General features: G+C 63.9%; 18 protein-coding genes. 10 read left to right on the top strand and 8 right to left on the bottom strand.

Annotation, left to right across the window (positions count from 1 at the left end; translation table 11 throughout):
- Window positions 1–6: 6 nt before the first annotated feature.
- A complete protein-coding gene (locus KIO74_RS16185) occupies window positions 7–549 on the top strand; it encodes a GNAT family N-acetyltransferase (RefSeq protein ID WP_213332841.1) in 543 nt (180 codons plus the stop codon).
- A gap of 121 nt (window positions 550–670) precedes the next feature.
- Here KIO74_RS16185 and KIO74_RS16180 read toward each other — a convergent pair whose 3' ends face one another.
- The gene (locus tag KIO74_RS16180; protein ID WP_213332840.1) at window positions 671–2,074 is read right to left on the bottom strand and encodes a M10 family metallopeptidase; all 1,404 of its coding nucleotides are present in this window, start codon (window positions 2,072–2,074) and stop codon (window positions 671–673) included.
- A 158-nt stretch (window positions 2,075–2,232) separates the two neighbouring features.
- On the opposite strand from KIO74_RS16180, the gene obgE reads away from it, so the two are divergent.
- A complete protein-coding gene (gene obgE / locus KIO74_RS16175) occupies window positions 2,233–3,264 on the top strand; it encodes a GTPase ObgE (protein WP_213332839.1) in 1,032 nt (343 codons plus the stop codon).
- A gap of 93 nt (window positions 3,265–3,357) precedes the next feature.
- On the opposite strand, the gene KIO74_RS16170 is transcribed toward obgE, so the two are convergent.
- Genes KIO74_RS16170 through KIO74_RS16160 form a run of 3 tightly spaced genes read right to left on the bottom strand, consistent with a single transcriptional unit; the run spans window position 3,358 to window position 10,424 of the window.
- Complete coding sequence (locus KIO74_RS16170) at window positions 3,358–4,761, bottom strand: MFS transporter (RefSeq protein ID WP_213332838.1); 1,404 nt, start codon at window positions 4,759–4,761, stop codon at window positions 3,358–3,360.
- A gap of 15 nt (window positions 4,762–4,776) precedes the next feature.
- Window positions 4,777–5,439 (bottom strand): 5,6-dimethylbenzimidazole synthase, encoded by a 663-nt coding sequence (gene bluB, locus KIO74_RS16165; RefSeq protein WP_213332837.1) that lies wholly within the window; start codon window positions 5,437–5,439, stop codon window positions 4,777–4,779.
- Window positions 5,436–10,424, bottom strand: a complete 4,989-nt coding sequence (locus tag KIO74_RS16160) for an NAD-glutamate dehydrogenase (RefSeq protein WP_213332836.1) — start codon at window positions 10,422–10,424, stop codon at window positions 5,436–5,438. Before KIO74_RS16160 ends, bluB begins: the two co-directional genes overlap by 4 nt.
- A 963-nt stretch (window positions 10,425–11,387) precedes the next feature.
- Here KIO74_RS16160 and KIO74_RS31815 point away from each other — a divergent pair.
- Complete coding sequence (locus KIO74_RS31815; protein ID WP_291980012.1) at window positions 11,388–11,831, top strand: DUF2794 domain-containing protein; 444 nt, start codon at window positions 11,388–11,390, stop codon at window positions 11,829–11,831.
- A 6-nt stretch (window positions 11,832–11,837) separates the two neighbouring features.
- Here KIO74_RS31815 and KIO74_RS16150 read toward each other — a convergent pair whose 3' ends face one another.
- From KIO74_RS16150 to KIO74_RS16135, 4 genes are all read right to left on the bottom strand, one after another.
- Window positions 11,838–12,728 (bottom strand): aminoglycoside phosphotransferase family protein, encoded by an 891-nt coding sequence (locus KIO74_RS16150; protein WP_213332835.1) that lies wholly within the window; start codon window positions 12,726–12,728, stop codon window positions 11,838–11,840.
- A 104-nt stretch (window positions 12,729–12,832) separates the two neighbouring features.
- Window positions 12,833–13,621 (bottom strand): Bax inhibitor-1/YccA family protein, encoded by a 789-nt coding sequence (locus tag KIO74_RS16145; protein ID WP_213332834.1) that lies wholly within the window; start codon window positions 13,619–13,621, stop codon window positions 12,833–12,835.
- A gap of 188 nt (window positions 13,622–13,809) precedes the next feature.
- Window positions 13,810–16,395: an ABC transporter permease gene (locus KIO74_RS16140; RefSeq protein ID WP_291980008.1), complete on the bottom strand. Its 2,586-nt coding sequence runs from the start codon at window positions 16,393–16,395 to the stop codon at window positions 13,810–13,812.
- An 11-nt stretch (window positions 16,396–16,406) separates the two neighbouring features.
- Complete coding sequence (locus KIO74_RS16135) at window positions 16,407–17,090, bottom strand: ABC transporter ATP-binding protein (protein WP_249731336.1); 684 nt, start codon at window positions 17,088–17,090, stop codon at window positions 16,407–16,409.
- Window positions 17,091–17,527: 437 nt separating this feature from the next.
- Between KIO74_RS16135 and KIO74_RS16130 the strand changes: the two genes are divergently transcribed.
- The 7 genes from KIO74_RS16130 (at window position 17,528) to rlmN (ending at window position 23,011) form a co-directional block, all read left to right on the top strand.
- Window positions 17,528–18,154, top strand: coding sequence for an arylesterase (locus KIO74_RS16130; protein ID WP_213332833.1), 627 nt, complete (start codon window positions 17,528–17,530; stop codon window positions 18,152–18,154).
- 60 nt (window positions 18,155–18,214) lie between these two features.
- Window positions 18,215–19,261: an aldo/keto reductase gene (locus KIO74_RS16125; protein ID WP_213332832.1), complete on the top strand. Its 1,047-nt coding sequence runs from the start codon at window positions 18,215–18,217 to the stop codon at window positions 19,259–19,261.
- 79 nt (window positions 19,262–19,340) lie between these two features.
- Window positions 19,341–19,889, top strand: coding sequence for an RNA 2',3'-cyclic phosphodiesterase (thpR, locus tag KIO74_RS16120; protein WP_213332831.1), 549 nt, complete (start codon window positions 19,341–19,343; stop codon window positions 19,887–19,889).
- Between the two features lie 165 nt (window positions 19,890–20,054).
- The gene (locus KIO74_RS16115) at window positions 20,055–20,468 is read left to right on the top strand and encodes a YkvA family protein (RefSeq protein WP_502762069.1); all 414 of its coding nucleotides are present in this window, start codon (window positions 20,055–20,057) and stop codon (window positions 20,466–20,468) included.
- Window positions 20,469–20,609: 141 nt separating this feature from the next.
- A complete protein-coding gene (locus KIO74_RS16110; RefSeq protein WP_249731015.1) occupies window positions 20,610–21,164 on the top strand; it encodes an invasion associated locus B family protein in 555 nt (184 codons plus the stop codon).
- Window positions 21,152–21,523, top strand: coding sequence for a PepSY domain-containing protein (locus KIO74_RS16105; RefSeq protein ID WP_213332830.1), 372 nt, complete (start codon window positions 21,152–21,154; stop codon window positions 21,521–21,523). Before KIO74_RS16110 ends, KIO74_RS16105 begins: the two co-directional genes overlap by 13 nt.
- Window positions 21,524–21,712: 189 nt before the next feature.
- Window positions 21,713–23,011 (top strand): dual-specificity RNA methyltransferase RlmN, encoded by a 1,299-nt coding sequence (gene rlmN / locus KIO74_RS16100; RefSeq protein ID WP_213332829.1) that lies wholly within the window; start codon window positions 21,713–21,715, stop codon window positions 23,009–23,011.

The following is a 23,011-nucleotide window of genomic DNA, read 5'->3' as shown; positions in this document are numbered from 1 at the left end:
GTGGAGATGCTGGACAATGCGATAGAGACTCAACGCGCTCTTCTCCGCCCCATCGTCGCCGGGGACGCAAAAGCGCTGCACGCGGCGATGACGTGGGGCGTCGTGCGCCAGCTAAGCCGTGTGCCATGGCCTCTTCCGCTCGCCGGGGTCGAGGATTTTGCCTCAAGGGCTGAAGCCCAGACGCGCGCGGGCATCAGTTGGCACCATACGGTGGTTGTCGATGGTACGCCGGCGGGCGTTATGTCGATCAGACCACGCCACGGCGCGATGAATCTCGGTTACTGGCTCGCTGAGCCCCACTGGGGCAAGGGATTGGCCACCGAGACCGCCGCTGCCTATGTGGCGGGCTTCTTCGCTGGCTCATCGGACGTGCACCTTACGTCCGGGGCATTCAGTGACAACGAGGCATCGTTGCGCGTCCAGGAGAAGCTGGGCTTTGTGGTGGTCGGTGAGGGACTGCTCGAATCGCAGGCCCTGGGCCGTCATCGCGCCCATTCCGACACGATGCTCGGTCGTACCCGTTGGCGTGAAAGCGCCATGGCGGCATGAAACAAATAACCCGGCCGTCACACACGACGGCCGGGTCTTCGCATGTGCGTTGAGCGGAAGAGCGTCTGGTTCGACGGCTTCTCCGCAGCATGCGCAACGCGGGGTGAACGTAAACCGCCCATCAGAACAGGAACATCGCTGGATCCGCGCGGACCTCCTGTACTGTCATGCCGATCAAGGTGAGTTTGGCTTCACCCTCTCCGTTGAAAGCAACAAGATGCAGTGTCACGGAGCCGCCAAAGGCCGGAGTGTCCAGCATCTTCACATCCTCCGGTGCTGTTATGCCGAAGCGCCTGAGATCGATGACATTACCCGAACCTCGCTTGAAATCCTCGATCACGTCATGCCCATCGCCGGGAGTAATATAGAAAAGGTTTCGTCCCGTTCCTCCCGCCATGAAGTCATCTCCGCGACCGCCCCAAAGCACGTCATCTCCATCGTCGCCCTCAAGCCTGTCATCCCCGGCGTATCCATTGATGCGATCATGACCTCCTCCGCCGCGAAGATGATTGGGACCGCAATTGCCCTTCATCGCGTCGTTCCCGGCCCCTCCGATTGCGGCCTCGATGAAGAAGCGGGGGTCATCCCGAGGTGACATCGGCGTGCAGACAACCATCTGCTCGGCGGTCTCGCCGTACTTCAAGAAGCGTGGCATGACGTGGCTCGCCCCTCCTGGTCGAAGGTCGATATTCAGATCCCGCGTAAAGTTCGAGAAATCGAAAGTGTCCCATCCGCCGTCATCAACAATTGTCTCGAAGACATAGTCGCCCGACGCTTTCTTGCGATATTGACCGTCGCGGAAACTGTGGCCCTTCAAAGGATCCCATGAATATAAACTATCGATCCCGGAGTTTGGCGACAGGGCCGGTGGACCATAGAGTGCTTGAAGCGCCAGCACATCCAGCGGCATGAAGCTCTGGGGATGTTCGCCTCGGCTGCAGCCCAAGCTCCAATAGTCGCGGTAAGTATTATAGCTCATGACTGTAAAACGGGAGCTGTCTTGTTCCTGCGGAAGCGTCCCGAAGGCGCCGGAATCATGAGGATGCTTCAAACCCAAGGCATGACCAATTTCGTGACGTATTGCGTGGTGCTCGAAGCCGCCCTCGTTGAGTTCGCAATAGTCATCCGTGATTGGAAGCCAGACATCGCCGGCGCAATGATGAGTATCTGGTAAATAGGCGCAGGGATTTTTTACGCGACTTTGCGCGATACGAATGATGGCCCGGCCCGGATCGGCCTCGTACTCATAAAATTTTACGTTGATTACCTTCTCAATCTCTCTGAAAAATTCACGAGCCTTTTCTTTGACGCCTTTAGCAACCCCTTTGAAATCGGCAATATAATCAATTGGATAATTATCTCCATAGTCCGACAAGGAACTTGGAAAGCTATAAGTTATAATATTTGATGACCATTTATATTGATGAATAAGCCCGTCTATCGCACGGTTTCCAGTCGGAATATTATTCGCTATACTCATTTCATTCCTCACATCAGCACCGAATGCGTTATTCGCTCTTGTCATGGATTGACACGCGGACTGCGCTGAAAACCTGGCAGTTCACGCGTGAATTTGCGTTCTGCGCACACGCAGCGCGCATCTTGAGAGGCCACGACACGTTGCAGCCTTCACCAACCTCCTGTAGGAACAAGGCTCGTCCCGCGGTGGGCGGGAGTGGTGCCATGAAGTTTCTCGATCAAGCCAAGGTCTATGTGCGCTCTGGTGATGGTGGCGCGGGATGCGTCTCCTTCCGGCGCGAAAAATTCATCGAATTTGGCGGCCCAAACGGCGGTGACGGCGGTCGCGGCGGCGATGTCATCGTGGAGTGCACCGACGGGCTCAACACGTTGATCGACTATCGCTACCAGCAGCATTTCAAGGCCCGGCCGGGCATGCACGGCATGGGCAAGAACCGCAACGGCCCGCGCGGTGACGATGTGGTGCTCAAGGTTCCCCAAGGCACCGAGATCTATACGGAGGATGGCGAGACCCTGCTCGCCGACATGACCGAGGTCGGCCAGCGGGTCGTTCTGGCGCGCGGCGGCAATGGCGGGTTCGGCAACGCCTATTTCAAGTCGTCCACCAACCAGGCCCCGCGCCACGCCAATCCCGGCCAGACCGGCACCGAGATGTGGATCTGGCTTCGGCTGAAGCTTATCGCCGATGCCGGCCTCGTCGGCCTGCCCAATGCCGGCAAGTCCACATTTCTCGCCGCGGTCAGCGCCGCAAAGCCTAAGATCGCCGATTATCCCTTCACGACGCTGCATCCGGGCCTCGGCGTGGTCGGCGTGGATGGCCGGGAATTTGTGCTGGCGGACATCCCCGGCCTCATCGAGGGCGCCCACGAGGGACATGGCCTGGGCGACCGCTTCCTCGGCCATGTCGAGCGTTGCCGGGTCCTGCTCCATCTCGTCGACGGCACCGGCGAGCACGCGGGCAAGGCCTATAAGACCGTGCGCGCGGAGCTTGAGGCCTATGGCCACGGATTGAGCGACAAGCCCGAGATCGTAGTACTGACGAAAGCCGACTCGCTTGATGACGAGACCCGCAAGGATCAGGTCGCGCGGCTGAAACGGGCCTCCAAGCGCACGCCCTACGTGATCTCGGCCGCCTCAGGCGCCGGCGTGCGTGAGGTGCTGCGGGCTGTCATGGCGACACTTGACGGCGTGGCCGCCGCGGAAGCCGAAACCGACGACGCGCCCTGGCAGCCTTGAGCGCGACGACCGATCGCATATCGAGCCTCGATTGAAGCCCCTGATCTTTTCCGGTGGCCACGCTCGGTCGAAGCCGAGGCGGCCCCCCGCCACTCAGCGTGCGCGAACGCCGGCGATCAGGAGGCCGCCGAGACCGAAGAAGCCGATGAGAACGGCGAGACCGGCGGCCTGGCTCTGGAACAGATAGGTGGCGGTGGCGACGAGTGTCGGCCCCAGGAAGGAGGTCACCTTGCCCGACAGCGCGAAGAGGCCGAAGAACTGCCCGGCCTGCCCAGGTGGCGCGAGACGGACGAGCAGGCTGCGTGAGGAGGCCTGCAGCGGCCCCGCGACGAGGCCGATGGCGAGACCGAGCGCGACATAGACCTTTTCCGGCAGGTGGGCATAAAGCCCCGCCCCCGGGATCATGGGACCTGTCGGCCAGACGAACAGGATATGGTCCCGTCCGAGCGAGAGTATACCGAGGCAGCACAGGACGAGGATGGTCAATGCCCCGAGGATGACCCGCTTGCCGCCGATGGCATCATCGAGGCGCCCGCCGATGAAGGCGCCGATCGTCCCGGTCAAGGTCAACAGAATTCCGAAGACGCCAATCTCGATCATGCCCCAGCCGAACACGCCGGCGGCGTAAATCCCGCCGAAGGCAAACAGCGCCACAAGGCCGTCCTGATAGATCATATTGGCGAGGAGGAAGCGGCCGATATCGCCGAGGCTCTTTGCCTGGCGCACGGTTTCCGTCAAGGCGTTGAAGCCCGCGCGCATGGCGACCTTGAGCGGGATCCCGCTGGGCTTCACATCCGGCGTCAGAAGCAGCATGGGGATCACGAAGACGATGAACCACAGGGCCGTCAGGGGACCCACCAGCCGATCACCGGCAAAGGTCGCGGGATCAAGCCCGAAGAGTGGTGTGAGCCCGGCCAGCGTCCGGCCGGTGTCAGGCGACGCCGCGAAGAGGGCCAGCGTCAGGGCCAGCGAGATCAATCCACCCACATAGCCCGTCGCCCAGCCGGCGCCGGACAGCCGGCCGATGCGCTCAGGCGGCACCAGATGCGGCATCATGGAATTGTTGAAGACCGTGGCGAATTCAGCGCCGATCGTCGCAACGGCAAAGGCGACGAGCGCCAGCGCGACCGCCCCCGGCACGCCAGGGGCTGCCCACCACAAGGCCGCCGAGCCAACGGCCAGCAGCAGGCCGAAGACAACGATCCAGGGCTTCTTGGGGCCTGTCGTGTCCGCGACCGCGCCGAGGAACGGCGACGTCAGCGCGATCGCGAGCCCGGCAACGCCCGTCGCGTAGCCCCAGAGGCTTTGCCCGCTCACGGGATCGGACGCGAGGCGCGCCGCGAAATAAGGCGCGAACACGAAGGTGGTGATCAACGTGAAGAACGGCTGCGTGGCCCAGTCAAAGAAGATCCAGGCGACGACCGCGCGCTTGGGCGGATACCCTGGCGCCACCGGCTCTGCGGGAAGCGACTTATGCCGCTGATGGAGTGATGACAAGGGGGCCTTGCAGGGTCAGCGGCTGTGAAGAACGGCTTCGATCGGCAAGGTCTCCTGCCAGCCGTGGCGGACGAGCTCCGGATCGAGATGTTCTTCACAGGGCTCGCCGATGCATAGATAGGCGATAAACGACCATGTGGGCGGCACGTCAAGGGCTGCCTTGACGCGTTCGGGGTCGAGGATGGAGACCCACCCCATGCCAAGCCCCTCGGCGCGGGCCGCAAGCCATAGCGTATGAATCGCCATCAGGGTGGAATAATGGAGCGTCTCCGGCATGGTCCGCCGGCCAAGGCCATATCCCGCCAGTGGCTTGTCTTCGTTGAAGACCGCGATATGGGCCGGCGCATCGCGCAGGCCCGCAAGTTTCAGCGTGGCATAGGATGACGCGCGATCACCCGTATAGCTCTTCAATGCCTCGGCATTGCAACGCTCGAATTCGGCGATGATGGCCTGCCGCCGCGCCGGGGTGACGACCTCCACGAAGCGCCACGGCTGGCTGTTCCCGACAGAGGGAGCCATCACGGCGAGATCGATGAGATGCCGCAGCATGCCCTCCTGCATGGGCGCGCCGGTGAAGCGGCGCACGTCCCGCCGCCATGCGAGGAGCTCCTCCAGCTGCTTGCGAAACGCCGGGCCGAATTCCGGTGGGTCGACGGGTTGGCACGGTCGCTGCGTCATGACTTCACCAGATCCCCTACGAGGCCCGCCGCGACCGTCAGGCGCGACAGCGTCAGCCCAGAACCCGCGATGCTTTCTACGGTCGAACGGATGCGCTCCACCTCGCCGCCCCGCGCTTCCGCCCAGAGGCGCACGGCCTCGCGGGCCGCGGCGGCATCCCGCGCGGGCGCCCCGGTCGCGACGATGGCCGTTGTCAGGCGGCGATGCGCGCTGGCGATGCCGCCGAGCGCACGGCCGAGCGCAAGCCGGTCGTAGTAGTCGGTCACCGGCAGCCCGCGCGCCGCGGCCGCGAGCTCTCGGAGACGGAAGCTGCTCTCCACCGCGAAGTGGATCGCGGCCACTTCGTCGGCATCGCGATCACTCGCCTGGGAAATACGCACGATGTCCGGCGCGGCGCCCAGCTCCGACAAGGCGGCAAGCCGCCGTGCCAGCGGCGCGGGGATCCCGGCCTCCTCCAGGCTCGTGCTTCGCGCTTCGAGCCCCTCGCGGACATCCGCGGACAGCGCGGCCGGCAAGGCCGCCTCGACAGTCGCGATGCCGCGACGGTAGCGCGCGACGATCTTCTGGATTCCCTCGGCCTGGAAATCCGCGTTGCGGATGAACCAGGAGAGCCCATCGACGAGAAGGTCCTGCAAGCCCGCATAGAGATCAAGCTGCATGGCCGCATTGATGTCGTCGGCGGAATGGCCGATGCGCTCATCGAGCGCGTCAATGCCCGCATTCAGCTCGATCAGCCCATAGGCGTCCCGGACCGCCGCGTAGGCAGCGGCGATCGTTGGCGCATCAGCCCCCGTCTCATCCGCGAGGCGCGTGACAATCGTCGGCCCGCCGCGATTGATGATGGCATTGGCAAGCTGCGTCGCAATGATCTCCCGTCGCAGGCGATGCGCCGTCACCGCGTCCGGGAACCGCTCCCGCAAAGGCTTCGGCATATACCGCATCAGTTCGCCCGCAAGATACGGGTCATCCGGTACCGGGCTTTCGAGGATCGCGTCGTAGAGCGCGAGCTTGGCATAGGCGAGGATGACCGCGATCTCCGGCCGCGTCAGGTTTTCACCGCGCTGCTGGCGCTGGGCGAGCGTCGCGTCGTCCGGCAGGAATTCCACCGCGCGATCAAGACGTCCTTCCGCCTCCAGCACACGCATGAGGCGACGGGCAAAGCCGAGCTCCTCGGTCCCGCGCCGCTCAGCGAGCGAAATAGCGAGTGTCTGCAGATAGTTGTTCGTCAGGACGAGCCGGGCGACCTCGTCCGTCATCTCGACAAGCAGGCTGTCACGGCCGGCTTCATCAAGCCGCCCCTCCTTCACCGGGGGTGCCAGCGCGATCTTGATGTTCACCTCGACGTCGGAGGAATTGACGCCTGCCGAATTGTCGATGGCGTCGGTGTTGAGGCGAACGCCGGCCTCCGCCGCCTCGATACGCCCGCGTTGGGTCATGCCCAGGTTGGCACCCTCGCCGATCACCTTCGCGCGGACGGACTGACCCGTGATGCGTATGGCGTCGTTGTTGCGATCGCCCGCCTCGGCATCGGTCTCCTCACTGGCGCGGATATAGGTGCCGATGCCGCCGAACCACAGGAGATCGACAGGGGCCTTGAGGATGGCTGACATCACCTCCTGGGGCGAGGCGTGATCTTGCGTGAGGCCGATCGCGGCCTGCGCAGCCGGCGACAGCGGAATGGATTTGGCGGCGCGCGAGAAGACCCCACCGCCGTCCGAAATCAGCGCGGTGTCGTAGTCCTGCCAGCTCGATCGCGGCAGCGCAAAGAGCCGCTGCCGTTCCGCGTAGCCCACAGCGGGATCCGGGTTCGGATCGAGGAAGATGTCGCGATGGTCGAAGGCGGCCACGAGCTTCAGCTGCTCCGACAGTAGCATGCCATTGCCGAAGACATCCCCCGACATGTCGCCGACGCCCGCCACCGTCACCGGCGTCGACTGGATATCAACGTCGAGCTCCCGGAAGTGCCTCTTCACGGCTTCCCAGCCACCACGCGCGGTAATGCCCATCTTCTTGTGGTCGTAACCGTGGCTGCCACCGGAGGCGAAGGCATCGCCGAGCCAGAAGCCATGATCAGCCGAGATGCTGTTGGCGAGGTCCGAGAAGGTGGCCGTGCCCTTGTCGGCGGCAACGACCAGATAGGGATCATCATCGTCATAGCGAACCGTCAGCGGCGGATGGACGATGGCCTCGCCCTCGCGATTGTCGGTGATGTCCAGCATTGACGACACGAAGATTCGATAGGCCTCTGTGCCCTCGGCCATGAAGGCCTGCCGGTCGCCGGGGGCCGGCAAGCGCTTCGGCAGGAACCCGCCTTTCGCGCCGACAGGCACGATGACCGCGTTCTTCACCTGCTGTGCCTTGACGAGGCCAAGCACCTCGGTGCGGAAATCCTGCGCCCGGTCGGACCAGCGCAATCCGCCGCGCGCCACCTTGCCGAAGCGCATATGCACGCCGTCCACCCGCGGCGAATGCACGAAGATCTCGTAGAGAGGCTTCGGCATCGGCAAGCCGTCCACCTTCGCGCAGGCATATTTGACGGCAATGGTACGTCGTGGATTGCCGTCACCGTCCAGCTGGAAAAAGTTGGTGCGGATCGCCGCGTCGATGAGATTGACGAAACGCCGAAGAATGCGGTCGTCGTCGAGGCTCGCCACGCCCTGCAGAAGTTCCTCGATACGGGTGTGGATTTCGGCCTGACGCGCCAGCCGCGTGGCTTCGTCCAAGCGTGGGTCGAAGCGGGCATAGAACAGCGCGACGATCTCTTTCGCGATGGCGGCGTGGCGTGTCACGGCGCCCGCGAGATAGCCCATGCTGAAATGCACGCCGATCTGGCGCAGATAGATGGCGAGCGAGCGCAAAAGCGCCACGTCACGCCAGCCAAGCCCGGCTTCCAGAACCAGGGCGTTGAAGCCATCCGATTCCGCCAGGTCCCGGAACAGCGCCATCAAGGCCGCTTCGATGGCTGGCTGCAGCGCGTCCACATCGATGACCCCGCCGGCGGCGCGCTCGAGCCGCATGTCGTGCAGCCAGACCCGCGCGTCATCGCTCGCCCCCGCGGGAAAGATGCGGTGGGTGCGCTCGTTCACGACACGGAAACCGAGGTTCTCGAGCAAGGGCACCCGCTCGGACAGGGGCATCGGCCGCCCCCGCGAGAACACCTTGAGATTGGCGCTGGTGTCATCCTCGCCCTCGCGGCGGTAGATATCCACCGCCCAAGGCCGCTCGGCGCTCAACTGCTCGAGGATATTGATATCCGTGAGAACGGCATCGCCGCTGTAGAATTCGCGATAGGCCGCCCCGAAGGCATCGCCGTAACGCTCCGCGAGCACGCGACCGCGCCGGCCTCCGATCGCCGCATCGAGCAATTCGCCGAGCGCGTCCCGCCACGTCCGCACGATGGCACGCACGCCGGCTTCGAGCGCCTCCTGCCCGATCGCCGGGATCTTGCCCTCGTGATGGCCGATGATGAAATGCGTGCGTGACAACGGCCCCTCGGGATAGGCCGGATAGGCGGCGGAGACATGGCCGTCGAAAGTGCGCGCCAGAAACTCGCCGACACGCCGCCGGACCTCGGTGTCGTAACGGTCCTTCGGAATATAGACGAGGACGGAGACGAAGCGGTCGAAAGCGTCCCGGCGAGCTAGCACGCGCACGCGCGGCCGTTCGGTCAGTTTCAGGATTTCCAGGCAGAAGCGATACAACGTCTCGACATCCACCTGGAACAGCTCGTCGCGCGGATAGTCCTCCAGCACGTAGAGCAGCGCGCGGCCGGAATAACTCGCCGGATCGAAGCCGGCGCGGGCGATGACCTGCGCCACCTTGTGCCGAAGATAGGGGACATCCCGCGTCGTGCCCGTATAGGCATCGGCGGTGAAGAGGCCGACGATGCGCAGCTCGCCTTCCAGCCGGCCATCCCCCGAGAACAGCTTCACGCCGATATAGTCGAGATAGGCCCGGCGATGGACACGCGACTTGACATTGGCCTTGGTGACGATCAGCGGCACGGGCTCAGCAAGGAAAGCCCGCATTTCCGGTGTCATGACGACCATGTCCCGCCCGCGCCGCAAGATCCGAACTGAGGGATCCCGCAGGATGCCAAGGCCCGAACCTTCGACGAGGTCGGCGCTCGTGTCGCCACCCGCGAAGCTGTATTCACGGATGCCGAGAATGGTGAAATTGCCATCCGCGAGCCACGAGAGGAAATCCCCGGCTTCCTCGACCGCCTCCGCCGGCATGCTCGCGGGCGATGCCCTGACGACATCGATCGCTCCGCGCAGGCGTTCACGCATCGTTGTCCAATCGTCGGTCGCCTGCCGGACCTCCGCATAGGTCCGCGACAACTCCGCGACGAGGGCCGCGCGCACGGCGTCATCGTCTATACGATCGAGATGGATATGGATGAGGCTCTCGCGCGGAACGGTGCCGCCGGCTTCCGCGTCAGGAATGATCCTGGCAAGACGGCCGTCCCCGTCGCGCTCCACGGCGATGATCGGATGCGCGACCAGCGCGAGCTCCGCCTCGAAGCCCTGGGCGATCAGCGCCGCGAGGGTGGAATCGAGCAGAAACGCCATATTGTCGTTGACGACTTCGAGCAGCGTGATCTGACGCTGCTGACCATCGCCGTTGATGTCGCGATCGATCAGCTTGACGATCGGCGGGTCGCCGCGTCGCCGGGGTTCAGCGAGATGGGCAAAGGCATCGGCCGCGAGTGCCGCCACCTCATCCGGCGCATAGCGCTCGAGGTCCTCGGTCGCCGTCGCCCCAAAGAGCTTGGCGGCGAACCCCTTGGGAACCGAGGGCGCGCGTTCATGCAACACCGCGTCGATGGACGCGATCAGATGCACCTTTTCCCTGTCCCCCTGATCACCGGAGACCTCGCCGTAGGAACGAATTCCCTGCGAATCAAGAAGCCCTGGAGACACTCCCGACGTGGCGGCTCGCTCATGATTATGGGGCTTCACTAGATCCGGCTTCGCCGACGTCATACCCAAACTCCCAATATGCTGCTCGTGCTGCTGCGGTGTCCCGCAGGCCTCCTGAAACAGGCTAGCCGAGGGATGTGCACCAATCATGACCTGAGCCGTATAGGCCGCTCAAGAAAACCACCATGCGAACCGAAGGCTCACCGGGCGGTCATCGTCTCGCCTCTCGAATTGTCAGGTGCGACGGTGAGTTCCCGTTTCGATGCTCGCGGTCACGATCAATGTGGACGCCTTCCTCAGGGTGCTCAGCTGCCGATCGCGGCTGACGCTTTTTATCCGCCCGTTACTGGCGCGTAGTAGCCTTAACCGCTTGTGCCTCAATGGCAACCGGAGAGATCCCCGAAAGGAAGGCGAATGCTACAAACCGCGGTTCTCTTTCGCGCTTACCCGCGCGCGAGGCCAGTGCCAGGGCTGCGAGGAATCGCGCTTGCAGCACCGCTGTCGTCGCAGCGCCGGTGGCTCCAGGGCTCGCACCGCACAAAAGAAAAGGCCGGCGTTCAACGCCGGCCTTTTTGAAGTCAGATACTCGTTACGCGTTGCCAAGTGGCCCGGCATTCCCCTGACACCGGGGGGCTGGGGGGCTGACGTATTCCGGCACCAGGAGATGCCGAGCCACCAAGGCAACATGGACTTTATCGCCGGGCAGTTGGGCCGCCGCTGGGCCTCTCTGCGGCGGAAATGTGGATTTTGCGATTTATCAAACGCCGCCACTCAGCACGGCTGACATAGCGCGCCGTTAGCGTGCAGCTCATGACGCTTGCATGACAACGCGACGCGCCCCATCATGAAAGGCGATAGGGCGAGGTTTTGTCGCGCCCTCGGTACGGCGGCCGCCGTGGCCGCCGCTTCAGTGAGTTGGCGTTCGCCGGCCGCGGAAGGCAGGAACAGGGTAACGGAATGAGCGAGGAGGGCAGCTCGGACATCGAGCCAAACCTGTCCGCGCCGTCAGCGTATCGCATCGAGGCGATCACAACGGCGGCGGACAGCGAACCATCGCCAGGCCGGTCATCGAGCCGATCCGTCCTTCCCTTCGCGGCAGCACAAAACCGATCTTCTCCCTTCGCCCCGTCAAACGCGCTTCCGCCTGCTGCTGCCCAGCCGAGCTTACCGCCCGTTGTGTCGTTCGACCGGCTGGAGCTCCGGGAGATCCTCAATCTCTACGGCCGGAAGGTCGCGGCCGGCGAATGGCGTGACTACGCAATCGATTGCCTGAAGGAGCGCGCTGTCTTCTCCGTCTTCCGGCGGACATCGGAGGTGCCGATGTATCGCATCGAGAAGGACCCGAGGCTGGCGCGCCGACAGGGTGCTTACAGCGTCATCACGGCTTCGGGCCTCATCCTCAAACGCGGCCACGACCTCGCCCGCGTGATCAGCGTTCTCGACCGGTCCTCCCTGCGGGTGGTGGGCTGACGGGCCTTACGTCTGATGGCATTGCCGGTGGTCGGCCGATACGTCGCCAATAAGCCGCCATGACGCCTCGGCCCCATCCCGAGCGATGTCAGGCGCGGTAACTGTGATCAGGGCTTTCCATAGCGCCCAGCCTCGGGCGCGGCTCCACGTCTTATCATCGAGGGAAAGCGCTGCTCGAAAAGTCGCACGGCTGTCGCCCGAAAACAGCGTCCATGCGATCACGAGATCACACGCCGGGTCGCCCACCGCGGAACTGCCGAAATCGATGACAGCGCTGAGATCGCCATCGCGAACCAACAGGTTGCCACCTGATACGTCCCCATGGACCCAGACCGGCGGGCGCTCCCATTGCGATGCGAGCGCATTGGCCCACACATCCCTGAGAACACCGGTTTCAGCTGTTTCTCCAAGGACCGCCAGCGCCGCCTGAACCTCCCCCGCATACACCGCGAGCTGGCCGCCGCGATGAAAATTATGGTCTCCGGGCGGTGGGCCATCACGGGTATCTATCCGATGCAGCGCGCTCAGAAAATCGGCGAGCGAGCATGCCACGCGATTGAGATCGGCCTGCGGTTCACGCGCCACGGGATTGCCGGGAAGCCAGCGATAGATGGACCAGGGCCAGGGATATCCCTGGCCTGGCTGGCCATTGGCCACGGGGACCGGAATGGGCAACGGTAGATGGGGCGTCAGCGCGGGGAGCCAGCGATGCTCTTTCGCGACCTGCGCGACATAACGACCAGCGCTCGGCAAGCGCACGAGCATGTTCTCGCCCAGACGGAAGGTGCGGTTGTCCCACCCGCCCGGCACGACCGGCGATATCGACAGATGTGCCAAATCAGGGAACTGCTCGGCGACAAGTCGATGAACCAGGACGGCATCGATGATGATCGTCAAAACATGCCCCGATGTCTGCGACCTATTGAGCGGGGATCGAACGAACGCCGCCAATAAAAAAGCCCCGGCGCAAACCGGGGCTCTTCGTTTATCCTACAGCCTTATCAGCTGCTGCGCTGCTGGCCGAAGAGCTGCATCAGCATGACGAACATGTTGATGAAGTCCAGATAGAGCATCAGCGCGCCCAGCACCGACTTGCGGGCCGCCGAGGCGCTGTCGTCCATCTCGTAGTACATCTCCTTGATCCGCTGGGTATCCCAGGCGGTCAGACCGGCGAAGACCAGCACACCAGCCACCGAGATGGCGAACTGCAGGGCGCTCGACGCCAGGAAGATGTTGACCAGCGAGGCGATGATGACGCCGAACAGGCCCATGATCAGGAACGAACCCATCGCCGACAGGTTACGCTTCGTCGTGTAGCCATAGAGGCTGAGTGCGCCGAAGGTCGCCGCGGTGATGAAGAACACCCGCGTGATCGACGCGTGGGTGTAGACGAGGAAGATCGACGACAGCGACAGGCCGACCAGCGCCGCGTAGGCAAAGAACAGCAGACGCGCCGTGGCGGGCTGAAGCCGCGCGATGCGGAAGCTCAGGAAGAAGACCAGCGCCAGCGGGGCGAAGATCACCACCCACTTCAGGGGCGAGCCGAACATCGCGACGCCGAAGCTCGTGAGCATCAGGCCGTTGCTGAACTGACCGGCGGCGGCAGCCGGGTCAGTGGTGACGGCCGCCATAGAGGTTCCAAGCGCGGCCAGACCCGTGATGGCCAGGCCCAGAACCATGTTGTTGTAGACACCGAGCATGAAGGCCCGCAGACCCTGGTCGAGCTCTGCGGTTCCGGCCCGGGCGACACCGCTGCCGTAGGCGTAGGTGTTGCGGTTCAGATCCGACATGATTCCCTCTCGAAACTCCGAAAAGCGTTATGCTGCGACATATTGGCAGCAGACGAAATATGGAACATCGCCGCCCGCGATACAAGGGCTGCTCGCTCATTCCGCGCGCTGCCGCAAGACATACGTCCCAACATGAACGTTTCGTAAAGATTAGAGGCGGCGAAACGCCAGCCCGGAAGCACCTTTTGCTAAAGATCCCTCAAATAAGGCGCGGGCTTCTGGCCAAGTATTCTCCATGTTCCGGCAAGCCCGATCCCTACGGCAACCACAACTGCAATCAGCGCGGCCAATATCGCGCTCATTGGCGACAAGTCGAAACTCAGCCTCATGACGCGGGTTATTATAACCCATCCGGCGATGGAGCCCGCAATGAAACCGAAGATGGCTGTAGACAGGGCAATCACCCCATACTCGATTATATAGGCCGTCAGGAGATGCGAGCGGGTTGCGCCGATGGTCTTCAGCACCACCGCATCGTAGAGCCGCGCCTGATGCGACGCCGCCATGGCGCCCGCCAGGACAAGGACGCTCGCCGCAAGGGCGATTGAAGCCGCCGCCCGCACGGCAAGCGCCAGCTGCGACACCATATCGTCGACAGCCTGCAAAGCGTCACGCACACGCACACTCGTCACGACGGGAAAGGTTTCCGCGGCCTTGCGCAGCAGCGCTGCCTCCCGTGTGATCAGCCCGTTGTCGGCGATCTCCCCCCTTGGCCAGCTCAGCGTCGCGAGGTCGGTGTGAGGCGCGCCCGCGAAGGTATTCGGGGTGAAGACCATCACGAAATTGATGCCGAGCGAACGCCATTCCAGCTTGCGCAGATTGGCAATCCGCGCCTCGATCCGGCGGCCGAGCACGTTGACCGTGATGACATCCCCGATGCCGAGACGGAGCTTTTCCGCGACCTCGCTTTCAAAGGACACGAGCGGCGGCCCGGCATAGTCGGCCGGCCACCATTGCCCGGCAACGACGCTGGAATTCTCCGGGACAGTAGCGGAATACGTGATGCCGCGGTCGCCGTCGAGCACCCACTGCACGTCCTCCGGCGCCTTGTATCCCTCAGCGGGCTCGCCCTTCAACGTCAACAGGCGCCCACGCATCATCGGCACCTGGTCGATCTTGGCGTTGGGCGCCTCGCTTGCCAGAAATGCGCGAAACTCCTCCGCCTGGTTGCCCGGTACGTCAAGGAAGAAGAAGCTCGGCGCCTGCGCGGGCAGGCTGCCGGTGAGCTGGTTGCGCAGATTTGTCTCGATGAGGGCGAGGGTGACGATCAGCGTGATCCCGAGCCCCAGGGACAATACCAGAGACGGCGTCGGCGCCGCCGGGCGGTGGATATTGGCGATGGCGAGCCGCATCGCCGGCCGTTGCACCCGTGGCAACGCGCTGGCGATGCGCATGAGGCCACTCGCCACCAGCCGCAGCAGCAGGAAGACGGCGGCCGCGGCGGCCACGAACATCAGCGCGAGCCAGCGGTCGTACGAAAAGACCACGGCGACGGTGACCAGGGCGGTGATGGCAAGCGCCAGCGCAACGAGATACCGACGACGCGGCAGGCGCCGGTCGAGCTGCACGGCCGAGCGGAAGAGAGCCGTCACGGGCACGTCATGGGCGCGGCCGAGCGGCAACAGCGCGAAGACGAAAGCGGTCAGCAGCCCGTAGAGGGCGGCGAGCGCCAGTTCCAGCGGCGCGAAGCTCGGTTCCAACGGCAGCGGAATGAGCGTGCGTCCCACTGTCGAGAGCAGGAAGGGCACCGTCGCCCCCAACGCCATGCCGATAGCGACGCCGATGAACGCCATCAGCATGACCTGGATAAGGTAGATAGCCACGACCTGCCCGCCAGGCGCGCCGATGCTCTTCAGCGTGGCGATCGAGGGCCGCTTGCGGTCGACGAAGGCATTGACCGCATTCGCAACGCCGACACCACCAACGAGCAGGGCCGTCAGTCCGACGAGGGTCAGAAACTGAGTAAAGCGCTCGATCTCGCGGGCCAGGCGCGGCGCGGCCTCAAGACGGCTGCGTATCTCCCATCCGGTATCGGGAAAAGCCTGTTTCACGGCGCTCTGGATCGTCGCCAGCGCCGCGTCATCGTCGGCGCCCGGTGGCAGCACGAGGCGATAGGTCCAGCGGACGAGGCTTCCCGGCTGGAGAAGCCCGGAGGCCTTCAGCGCCTCCTGCGAAATCATGAGGCGTGGACCGAAGCCCACCCCGGCCACCACCTTGTCGGGCTCGGTGATGATGGCCGCCTTGAGGACCACCGGCAGGTGCCCCAGTGTCACCCGGTCACCCGTCTTCAGGCCGAGACGCGCCAGCAGCACGGGGTCGGCGAAGGCGCCATAGGCCCCGTCTGTCACGCCGAGCGCGTCACGTGCCAGCGGCGGGTCGGTCTCAAGCGTTCCCAGCGAGGGATAGCGATGATCGACGGCCTTGACCTCGACCAGTGCGGAGCCCTTGTCGCCCGCGACAACCATCGCGCGAAGCGTCGCCACGCTCGACAGGTCGCCCCGCGCGGCAAGAAAGGCTTGCTCGCTCTCCGTCGCCTCCCGTTGAACCAGCGAGTAGCTGAGGTCACCGCCGAGAATGAGCCGGCCCTGGGAGGCCAAGCCATCCGTGAGGCTGCGCCCGACGGAGCCCACAGCCGCGATGGCGGCAACACCAAGTGCCACGCAGGCCAGGAAAATCCCGAAGCCGCGCAGGCCGCCGCGCATCTCCCTGAACGCCAGCCTGACGACGAGGATGAGGCCGGCCCAGCCGGATCGATCAGCAACGAATCCCGGCACGGGGTCGTCCCTCAATGGTTGGTGGATGCATGGTCGGCCTCGACCAGACCGGACCGGAGATGCACGACGCGATCACAGCGAGCCGCCAGGCTCGGATCATGGGTCACGAGCACGAGCGTCGCATGGCGATCGCGCTTCAGCTCAAACAGCAGCTCAACAATGCTACTCCCCGTCGCCTCGTCGAGATTGCCCGTGGGCTCGTCCGCCACCAGGATGGGCGGATGGCCGACGGTCGCCCGGGCGATGGCAACACGCTGCTGCTCGCCGCCGGACAACTGGGACGGATAATGGCTGAGGCGATGGCCGAGCCCCACGCGCTCGAGAGAGGCCGCGGCCCGCTCGAAAGCATCGCGCCCACCGGCCAGTTCGATCGGCAGGGCGACATTCTCCAGCGCCGTCATGGTGGGCACAAGATGGAATGACTGGAAAACGATACCGATATTGCGCCCCCGGAAGCGCGCCAACGCATCTTCATCAAGGCTTCCGAGCTCCTGGCCCGCGACCATGACCGAGCCTTTATCCGCGCGTTCAAGGCCCGCCAGCGTCATCAGGAGCGTTGACTTGCCGGAACCGGAAGGGCCAACCAGACCGATGGCCTCGCCGGGACGCACGGCCAGTGATATGCCCTTCAGGATGTGGACGCGAGCCGCTGCATGACCGAGACTGAGATGGACGTCCGCGAGCTGGATAGCCATATCGGTGGGTGTAGCCGCCGCGGCGGCATTGGCCTGAAGTTGTCCTTGCGGCAAAGTCTGTCCCATTCTGGGCTGCGAAGCGGAAGACGTCAGCCTGTCCTGGAGACCGTTGTGAACAGTGCGCTGATCTGCTTCCACCGTAGGTTCCATACCCTTTGCTCCGCTTCTGCCCATCCGGTCACGCTACCTTTGTCCGCCTTACAGCAAAGGCCCATGTGGCCATCATCACAATCCATCGATCTGGTGTGGCCCGCCATTGGCTCGCCATCGCGAGCCACTCCTGTGAAACAGGCGCGGTGGGCACAGGATGCGCAGGATCGATACCTCCGAACAACCCGCCGCCATCCGGACAGCCAACGTCATATGGGAGAGATCGCGCCGTGATCCAATGTTTGTCTCACCTTGCTTTCCACTTTCGCGGTGTGACAACGCACCTGATGACCCTGTCCCTCGCGCTCACGCTGTCGGTGCCCCTGATGCTTCTCCCCGCCCGCGCCGCTGAAACGCCGAAGATCGTGGTTTTCGGAGACAGCCTCGTCGCGGGTTACGGCTTGTCGGCCAGCCAGGCCTTTCCAAACGTTTTGCAGGCGATGCTGGCGGAAAAAGGCATCAAGGTGGAACTGGTCAATGCCGGCGTCTCAGGCGATACCGCGTCGGCCGGCCTTGCCCGGCTCGACTGGTCGATCCCCGAAGACACACAAGGCGTGATCCTGGAACTTGGCGCCAATGATATGCTGCGCGGCGTCGATCCCGCGGTGACGAAAGCCACGCTCGACAGCATCATTAAGCGGCTGAAGGAGCGCAATATTCCCGTCTTGCTGGCCGGCATGCAGGCTGCTCCCAATCTTGGCGCCGACTACGTCCAGCGCTTCAACGCCATCTATCCGGAGCTTGCCAAGACGCATGGCGTGACACTTTATCCGTTTTTTCTCGACGGCGTTGCCGGCAACAGTTCGCTCAACCTTCCTGATGGGCTCCATCCGACGGCCGAAGGCGTGCGGCGCATCGCAGCCGCGATACTGCCGACGGTCGAACAGTTCATCGCCTCTCTCCCCAAAAGCTGACGGCGGCAAGCCCTCGGTCCTTCCACACCAAGACCCACGACACGCGGACACTGTCCCTCCATGCGCTACACAAAACTCGGCCGCACCGGCCTCGACGTCAGCCGCATCTGCCTCGGCACGATGACCTTCGGTGATCAGAACACGAAGGCCGAAGGCTTCGCCCAGATGGATCATGCCGTCGAGCGCGGCATCAATTTCTTCGATACCGCCGAGCTTTATTCGGTGCCGCCGAAGCCGGAGACGCAAGGCTCCACCGAGCGCATCGTCGGGGACTGGTTGATGGAGCGCGGCCAGCGCGACAAGATCGTCCTCGCCACCAAGATTGTCGGGCGTACGCCCAACACCTGGTTTCGGGAAGGCGGCCTGCCCGGTGAGCTCAACCGCGCCCAGATCCACGAGGCGGTCGACAAGAGCCTCAAACGCCTGAAGACGGACTACATTGACCTCTACCAGCTGCACTGGCCGGATCGCGCCGTCAGCCGTTTCGGCTCCAACGCCACCATCTTCAAGGCCGTCGAGGGTCCGGAAAACCCGATCCCTGAGATTCTCGACGCCCTCGACGACATCGTCAAAGCCGGCAAGGTGCGCTTCATTGGTCTCTCCAACGAGACTCCATGGGGCACCATGAGCTTCCTCCACGCAGCCGAGACGGCTGGCAAGCCACGTGTGCAGTCGATCCAGAATGCCTATTCACTCGTCAATCGCACCTTCGAGCTCGGCCTCGCCGAGATCGCGCTGCGCGAGAACACGGGCCTCCTCGCCTATTCCCCCCTAGGACAGGGCTACCTCACCGGCAAGTATCAGAACGGCGCATTGCCAAAGGGCAGCCGCAAGCAGCTCTACAACCGGCTGCAACGCTACGAGACCCCCGGCGCGCAGCCAGCCTTTGATGCCTATCTCGCCCTCGCCGCCACAACCGGCCTCGATCCCGCGCAAATGGCGCTCGCCTTCGTGCTGTCGCGGCCTTTCGTGACCGCCGCCATTGTCGGCGCCAGCAACCTCGACCAACTGAAGACCAATATCGACGCCATCGACCTCGCGCTCACGGAGGAAATCGAACAGCAGATCAACGATATCCATCTGCTGCATCAGAACCCCTGCCCCTAGCGGCATCAGGGTTCATGTCCACGGGCAGCAGAGCGCCGGGAGGCGTTCTGCCGGCAGCTGTAGATTTGAGGAGATGACCATGCCGCGCTTGTTTTCCGCCCTCTCCATCCCGGAGGATGTCGCCGGCGCGCTGTCACTTCTGCGCGGCGGGCTGCCGGGCGCGCGCTGGATGGAACCGAACGACTACCACCTCACCTTGCGCTTCATCGGCGATATCGACGATGCGATGGCGCGCGACATCGACGAGACATTGGCGGAAATCCACCGCCGCCCGTTCGATGTCACCATCGAGGGCCTCGACAGCTTTGGCGGCGCCCGGCCCCGCGCCATCATCGCGCGCGCCGCGCCGGCCGCCCCCCTGATGGAACTGCAGGCAGACCTTGAAAGGCGCTGCCGGCGCGCCGGCCTCGATCCCGAAACGCGAAAATTCACCCCCCACGTGACTTTGGCGCGGCTGCGCGACGCTTCGCCGCTCGATGTGGCGGATTATCTCTCGACCCGCAGCGCACCCCGGTCCATCACCTTCCCTGTCGATCATTTCGTGCTCATGTCGGCGCGCGCTTCCGTCGGGGGCGGCCCCTATATCACCGAGGCGGTCTACCCGCTGCTCCGAGCATCCCCTGCTTAGCGAAGCCCTTCGCGCCTCTCGGCCAGCCCCTTTGCCAGGCCGCTCTCGTTCGCTGCTCTCGTTCGCTGCTCTTGGCGAGGCTTGCACCCGCGCCCCTCCGATCCCATCTCTCAGGGCGTTGTGAGCGCGGGCCAGGGCCCGCCACCAGGAAGGATGCATGAGGCAATGGCTACTGGCGATTTCGCTGGTTCCCGTTTTGAGAAGCGGCTCACCCCGGAGGAAATGGCCGAAATCCGGCGTCGGGCCAAGGTGGAGGACGGGGACGCCGAGGTGCGCGTGAAGCGTGGCTTCTGGCCGGCCCTGAAACGCGTGGCGCGCAACGTGCCATTCGCGAGCGATCTTGTCGCCGCCTATTACTGTGCGCTCGATCCCAAGACGCCACGGAGCGTGAAGCTGGTGCTCTACGGCGCGCTCGCCTATTTCATCCTGCCCTTCGACGCGGTTCCCGACATCATCCCGCTGCTCGGCTATGGCGACGACATGGCGCTTCTCGCGGCCGCGATTACCGGCGTTGCCACATCAATCACCGACGACCATCGCCGCCGCGCTCACGAAACTTTGTCCGAGATGGACAACTGAGCAGCAAAAGCCATTAAGGTTCGCGGGTTACGCATCGCCCGTTCAGGGAAAATTATGCCTAACTTTCTATATCATGGTACAGATCAGGGTTAAGGGAACGCGCCCGCTTTTCCTGCGGGCTGCGGGGAGTAACATGCGTTCATGATTCGGCATCTCTCCTTCCAGCCCCTACGGGGCTTCTTCATGGTCGCGCTGCTCGCGTGCGGTTACGGGGCAACAGCGACCAGCGCGACGGCGCAAGGCGCCGGCCAAGGTCAGGCGGTTCTTCTCGCCTCCTCGGGTGACTGGGGCGCCTATGCCTCGGGTCAGGGACGCAACAAGGTCTGCTATGCGCTGTCGCAGCCCAAGACCCGTTTGCCTCAGGGACTGAACCGCGATCCCGCCTATCTCTTCATCTCCACGCGACCGGCTGAGAACGTCCGAAACGAGATCAGCATCGTGATGGGCTTCCCGACGAAGGAAGGCGCGGAGGCCACGGCAACGGTAGGCGATGCGAAATTTGCGCTCGTGACGAAAGATACCAACGCCTGGGTCAAGAACCCCGCTGAGGAAGCGCGTGTGCTCGCCGCCTTTCGCGCTGGCGCGAAGCTCATCGTGAAGTCGCAGTCGCGGCGCGGCAGCAACCTCACGGATGAATATTCATTGGCCGGCTTCACTCAGGCGCTGGAACGAGCCGCCGCGGAATGCAAGAAGTAGCGAATCCTTTATTCGCCTCCCTATCGATTTCCATCTCTAATGACGGCGCCCGCGTGGCGCCGTTTGCATGTGTATCGACAGAAAAGGAGAGACCTTTGTCGCGTTTGAAAGCCGTGCTCTGTACCGTCACCCTGACTGCAGCCTTCGCAAGCCACGCACTCGCGGACGTCCCTGGTCCTGATTGGCTTCCGATGGAGCAAGTCATCGCGAAATTGAAGGAAAGCGGCTACAGCGCCATACATGCCCTCGAGGCGGATGACGGCCGCTGGGAAGGCGAAGGCATGAAGAACGGCCGCGTGATGGATTTTGCCGTCGATCCACGCTCCGGCGTGCTGGTATATGAGAGGCTCGACGGATAGCGGAATTGCGGAAACGGCATGGCCGTGAGGCGATGACCGTGCTATAGCGGCGCATTCCGCATCCCTTGGAGCGCATGTCACTGCGGGCGGCCGCGACATCGGCGCTCCGGATGGACCACAACCCTCATGCACTGTTCCATGACGCGCTTCCGTCCCGGTTCCGTGCATCGTTATATGAGATGATCACCAATGGCCGAGGTTTCGCTCGACTTTGCCAGACGCAGCAGCGCCCCCATGGCGGCCGTTGCGCATGCCCCTGTCGGCGCCGCCCAGCCCGTTGATGAGCGTGCGCCCTCACTCCTTGGCGCGACACGTGAGGAATTGCGGACAGCCCTGTCGTCGATCGGCGTGCCCGATCGCGACCTCAAGATGCGCACCGCCCAGCTCTGGAGTTGGATCTACCAGCGCGGCGCCACCGATTTCACGTCCATGACGACGATCGGCAAGGAGCTGCGCGCGCGGCTGGGCGATGCCTTCACGCTCGCCCGTCCCGAAGTCGTGACCGAGCAGGTGTCGCGCGACGGCACGCGCAAATGGCTGATGCGCATGGCGCCCGTCGCGGCGCACGAGAAGGTCAAAGGTGTCGGCCCGGAGATCGAGTGCGTCTACATTCCGGAAGCCGACCGTGCGACGCTCTGCATTTCGAGTCAGGTGGGCTGCACCCTGAACTGCTCGTTCTGCCACACAGGAACGCAGAAGCTGGTGCGCAACCTCACCGCCGCCGAGATCGTCGCGCAGCTCGTCGTCGCCCGTGACCGGCTGGGCGACTGGCCCGGCCAGTCCCCACCGCCCGGCGCGCGCGAAAAGGGCCTCCTGCCGGGCGATGGCAACCGCTTCGTCACCAACATCGTCCTCATGGGCATGGGCGAGCCGCTTTACAATTTCGACAATGTCCGTGACGCCATGGGCGTGGTCGCCGATGGCGATGGCCTGTCCCTCGGCAAGCGCCGCATCACCCTCTCGACATCCGGCGTCGTCCCGATGATCCCGCGCGCCGGCGAGGAAATCGGCTCGATGCTCGCCATCTCCCTGCATGCCGTGCGGGACGACCTGCGCAACACCCTCGTTCCGTTGAACAAGAAGTATCCGATCGCCGAGCTTCTGGATGCCTGCCGCAACTATCCCGGCGTATCGAATGCACGCCGCATCACGTTCGAATACGTGATGCTGAAGGGCATCAACGACAGCAAGGCCGACGCGCGTGAGCTCGTGCGCCTGCTCAAGGGCATTCCGGCCAAGATCAACCTCATCCCGTTCAATCCCTGGCCCGGAACGCAATATGAATGCTCGGACTGGGACACGATCGAGACCTTCTCGGACATCGTGTTCCGGGCGGGTTACGCGAGCCCGGTGCGCACTCCGCGCGGCCGCGATATCCTGGCCGCCTGCGGCCAGCTGAAGAGCGAGACGGAAAAGCTCCGGGCGCGGGCGCGCCTGATGGCGGAGAGCGGCATCGGCGCCGAAGGCCTGTTCACCGCCGGAGACTGA

Source organism: Chelatococcus sp. HY11 (genome assembly GCF_018398335.1).
In the GTDB taxonomy this organism is placed as follows: Bacteria; Pseudomonadota; Alphaproteobacteria; order Rhizobiales; family Beijerinckiaceae; genus Chelatococcus.
Note: the sequence above shows the minus strand (reverse complement) of the source record. Positions and strands in the feature narration are given on the sequence as shown.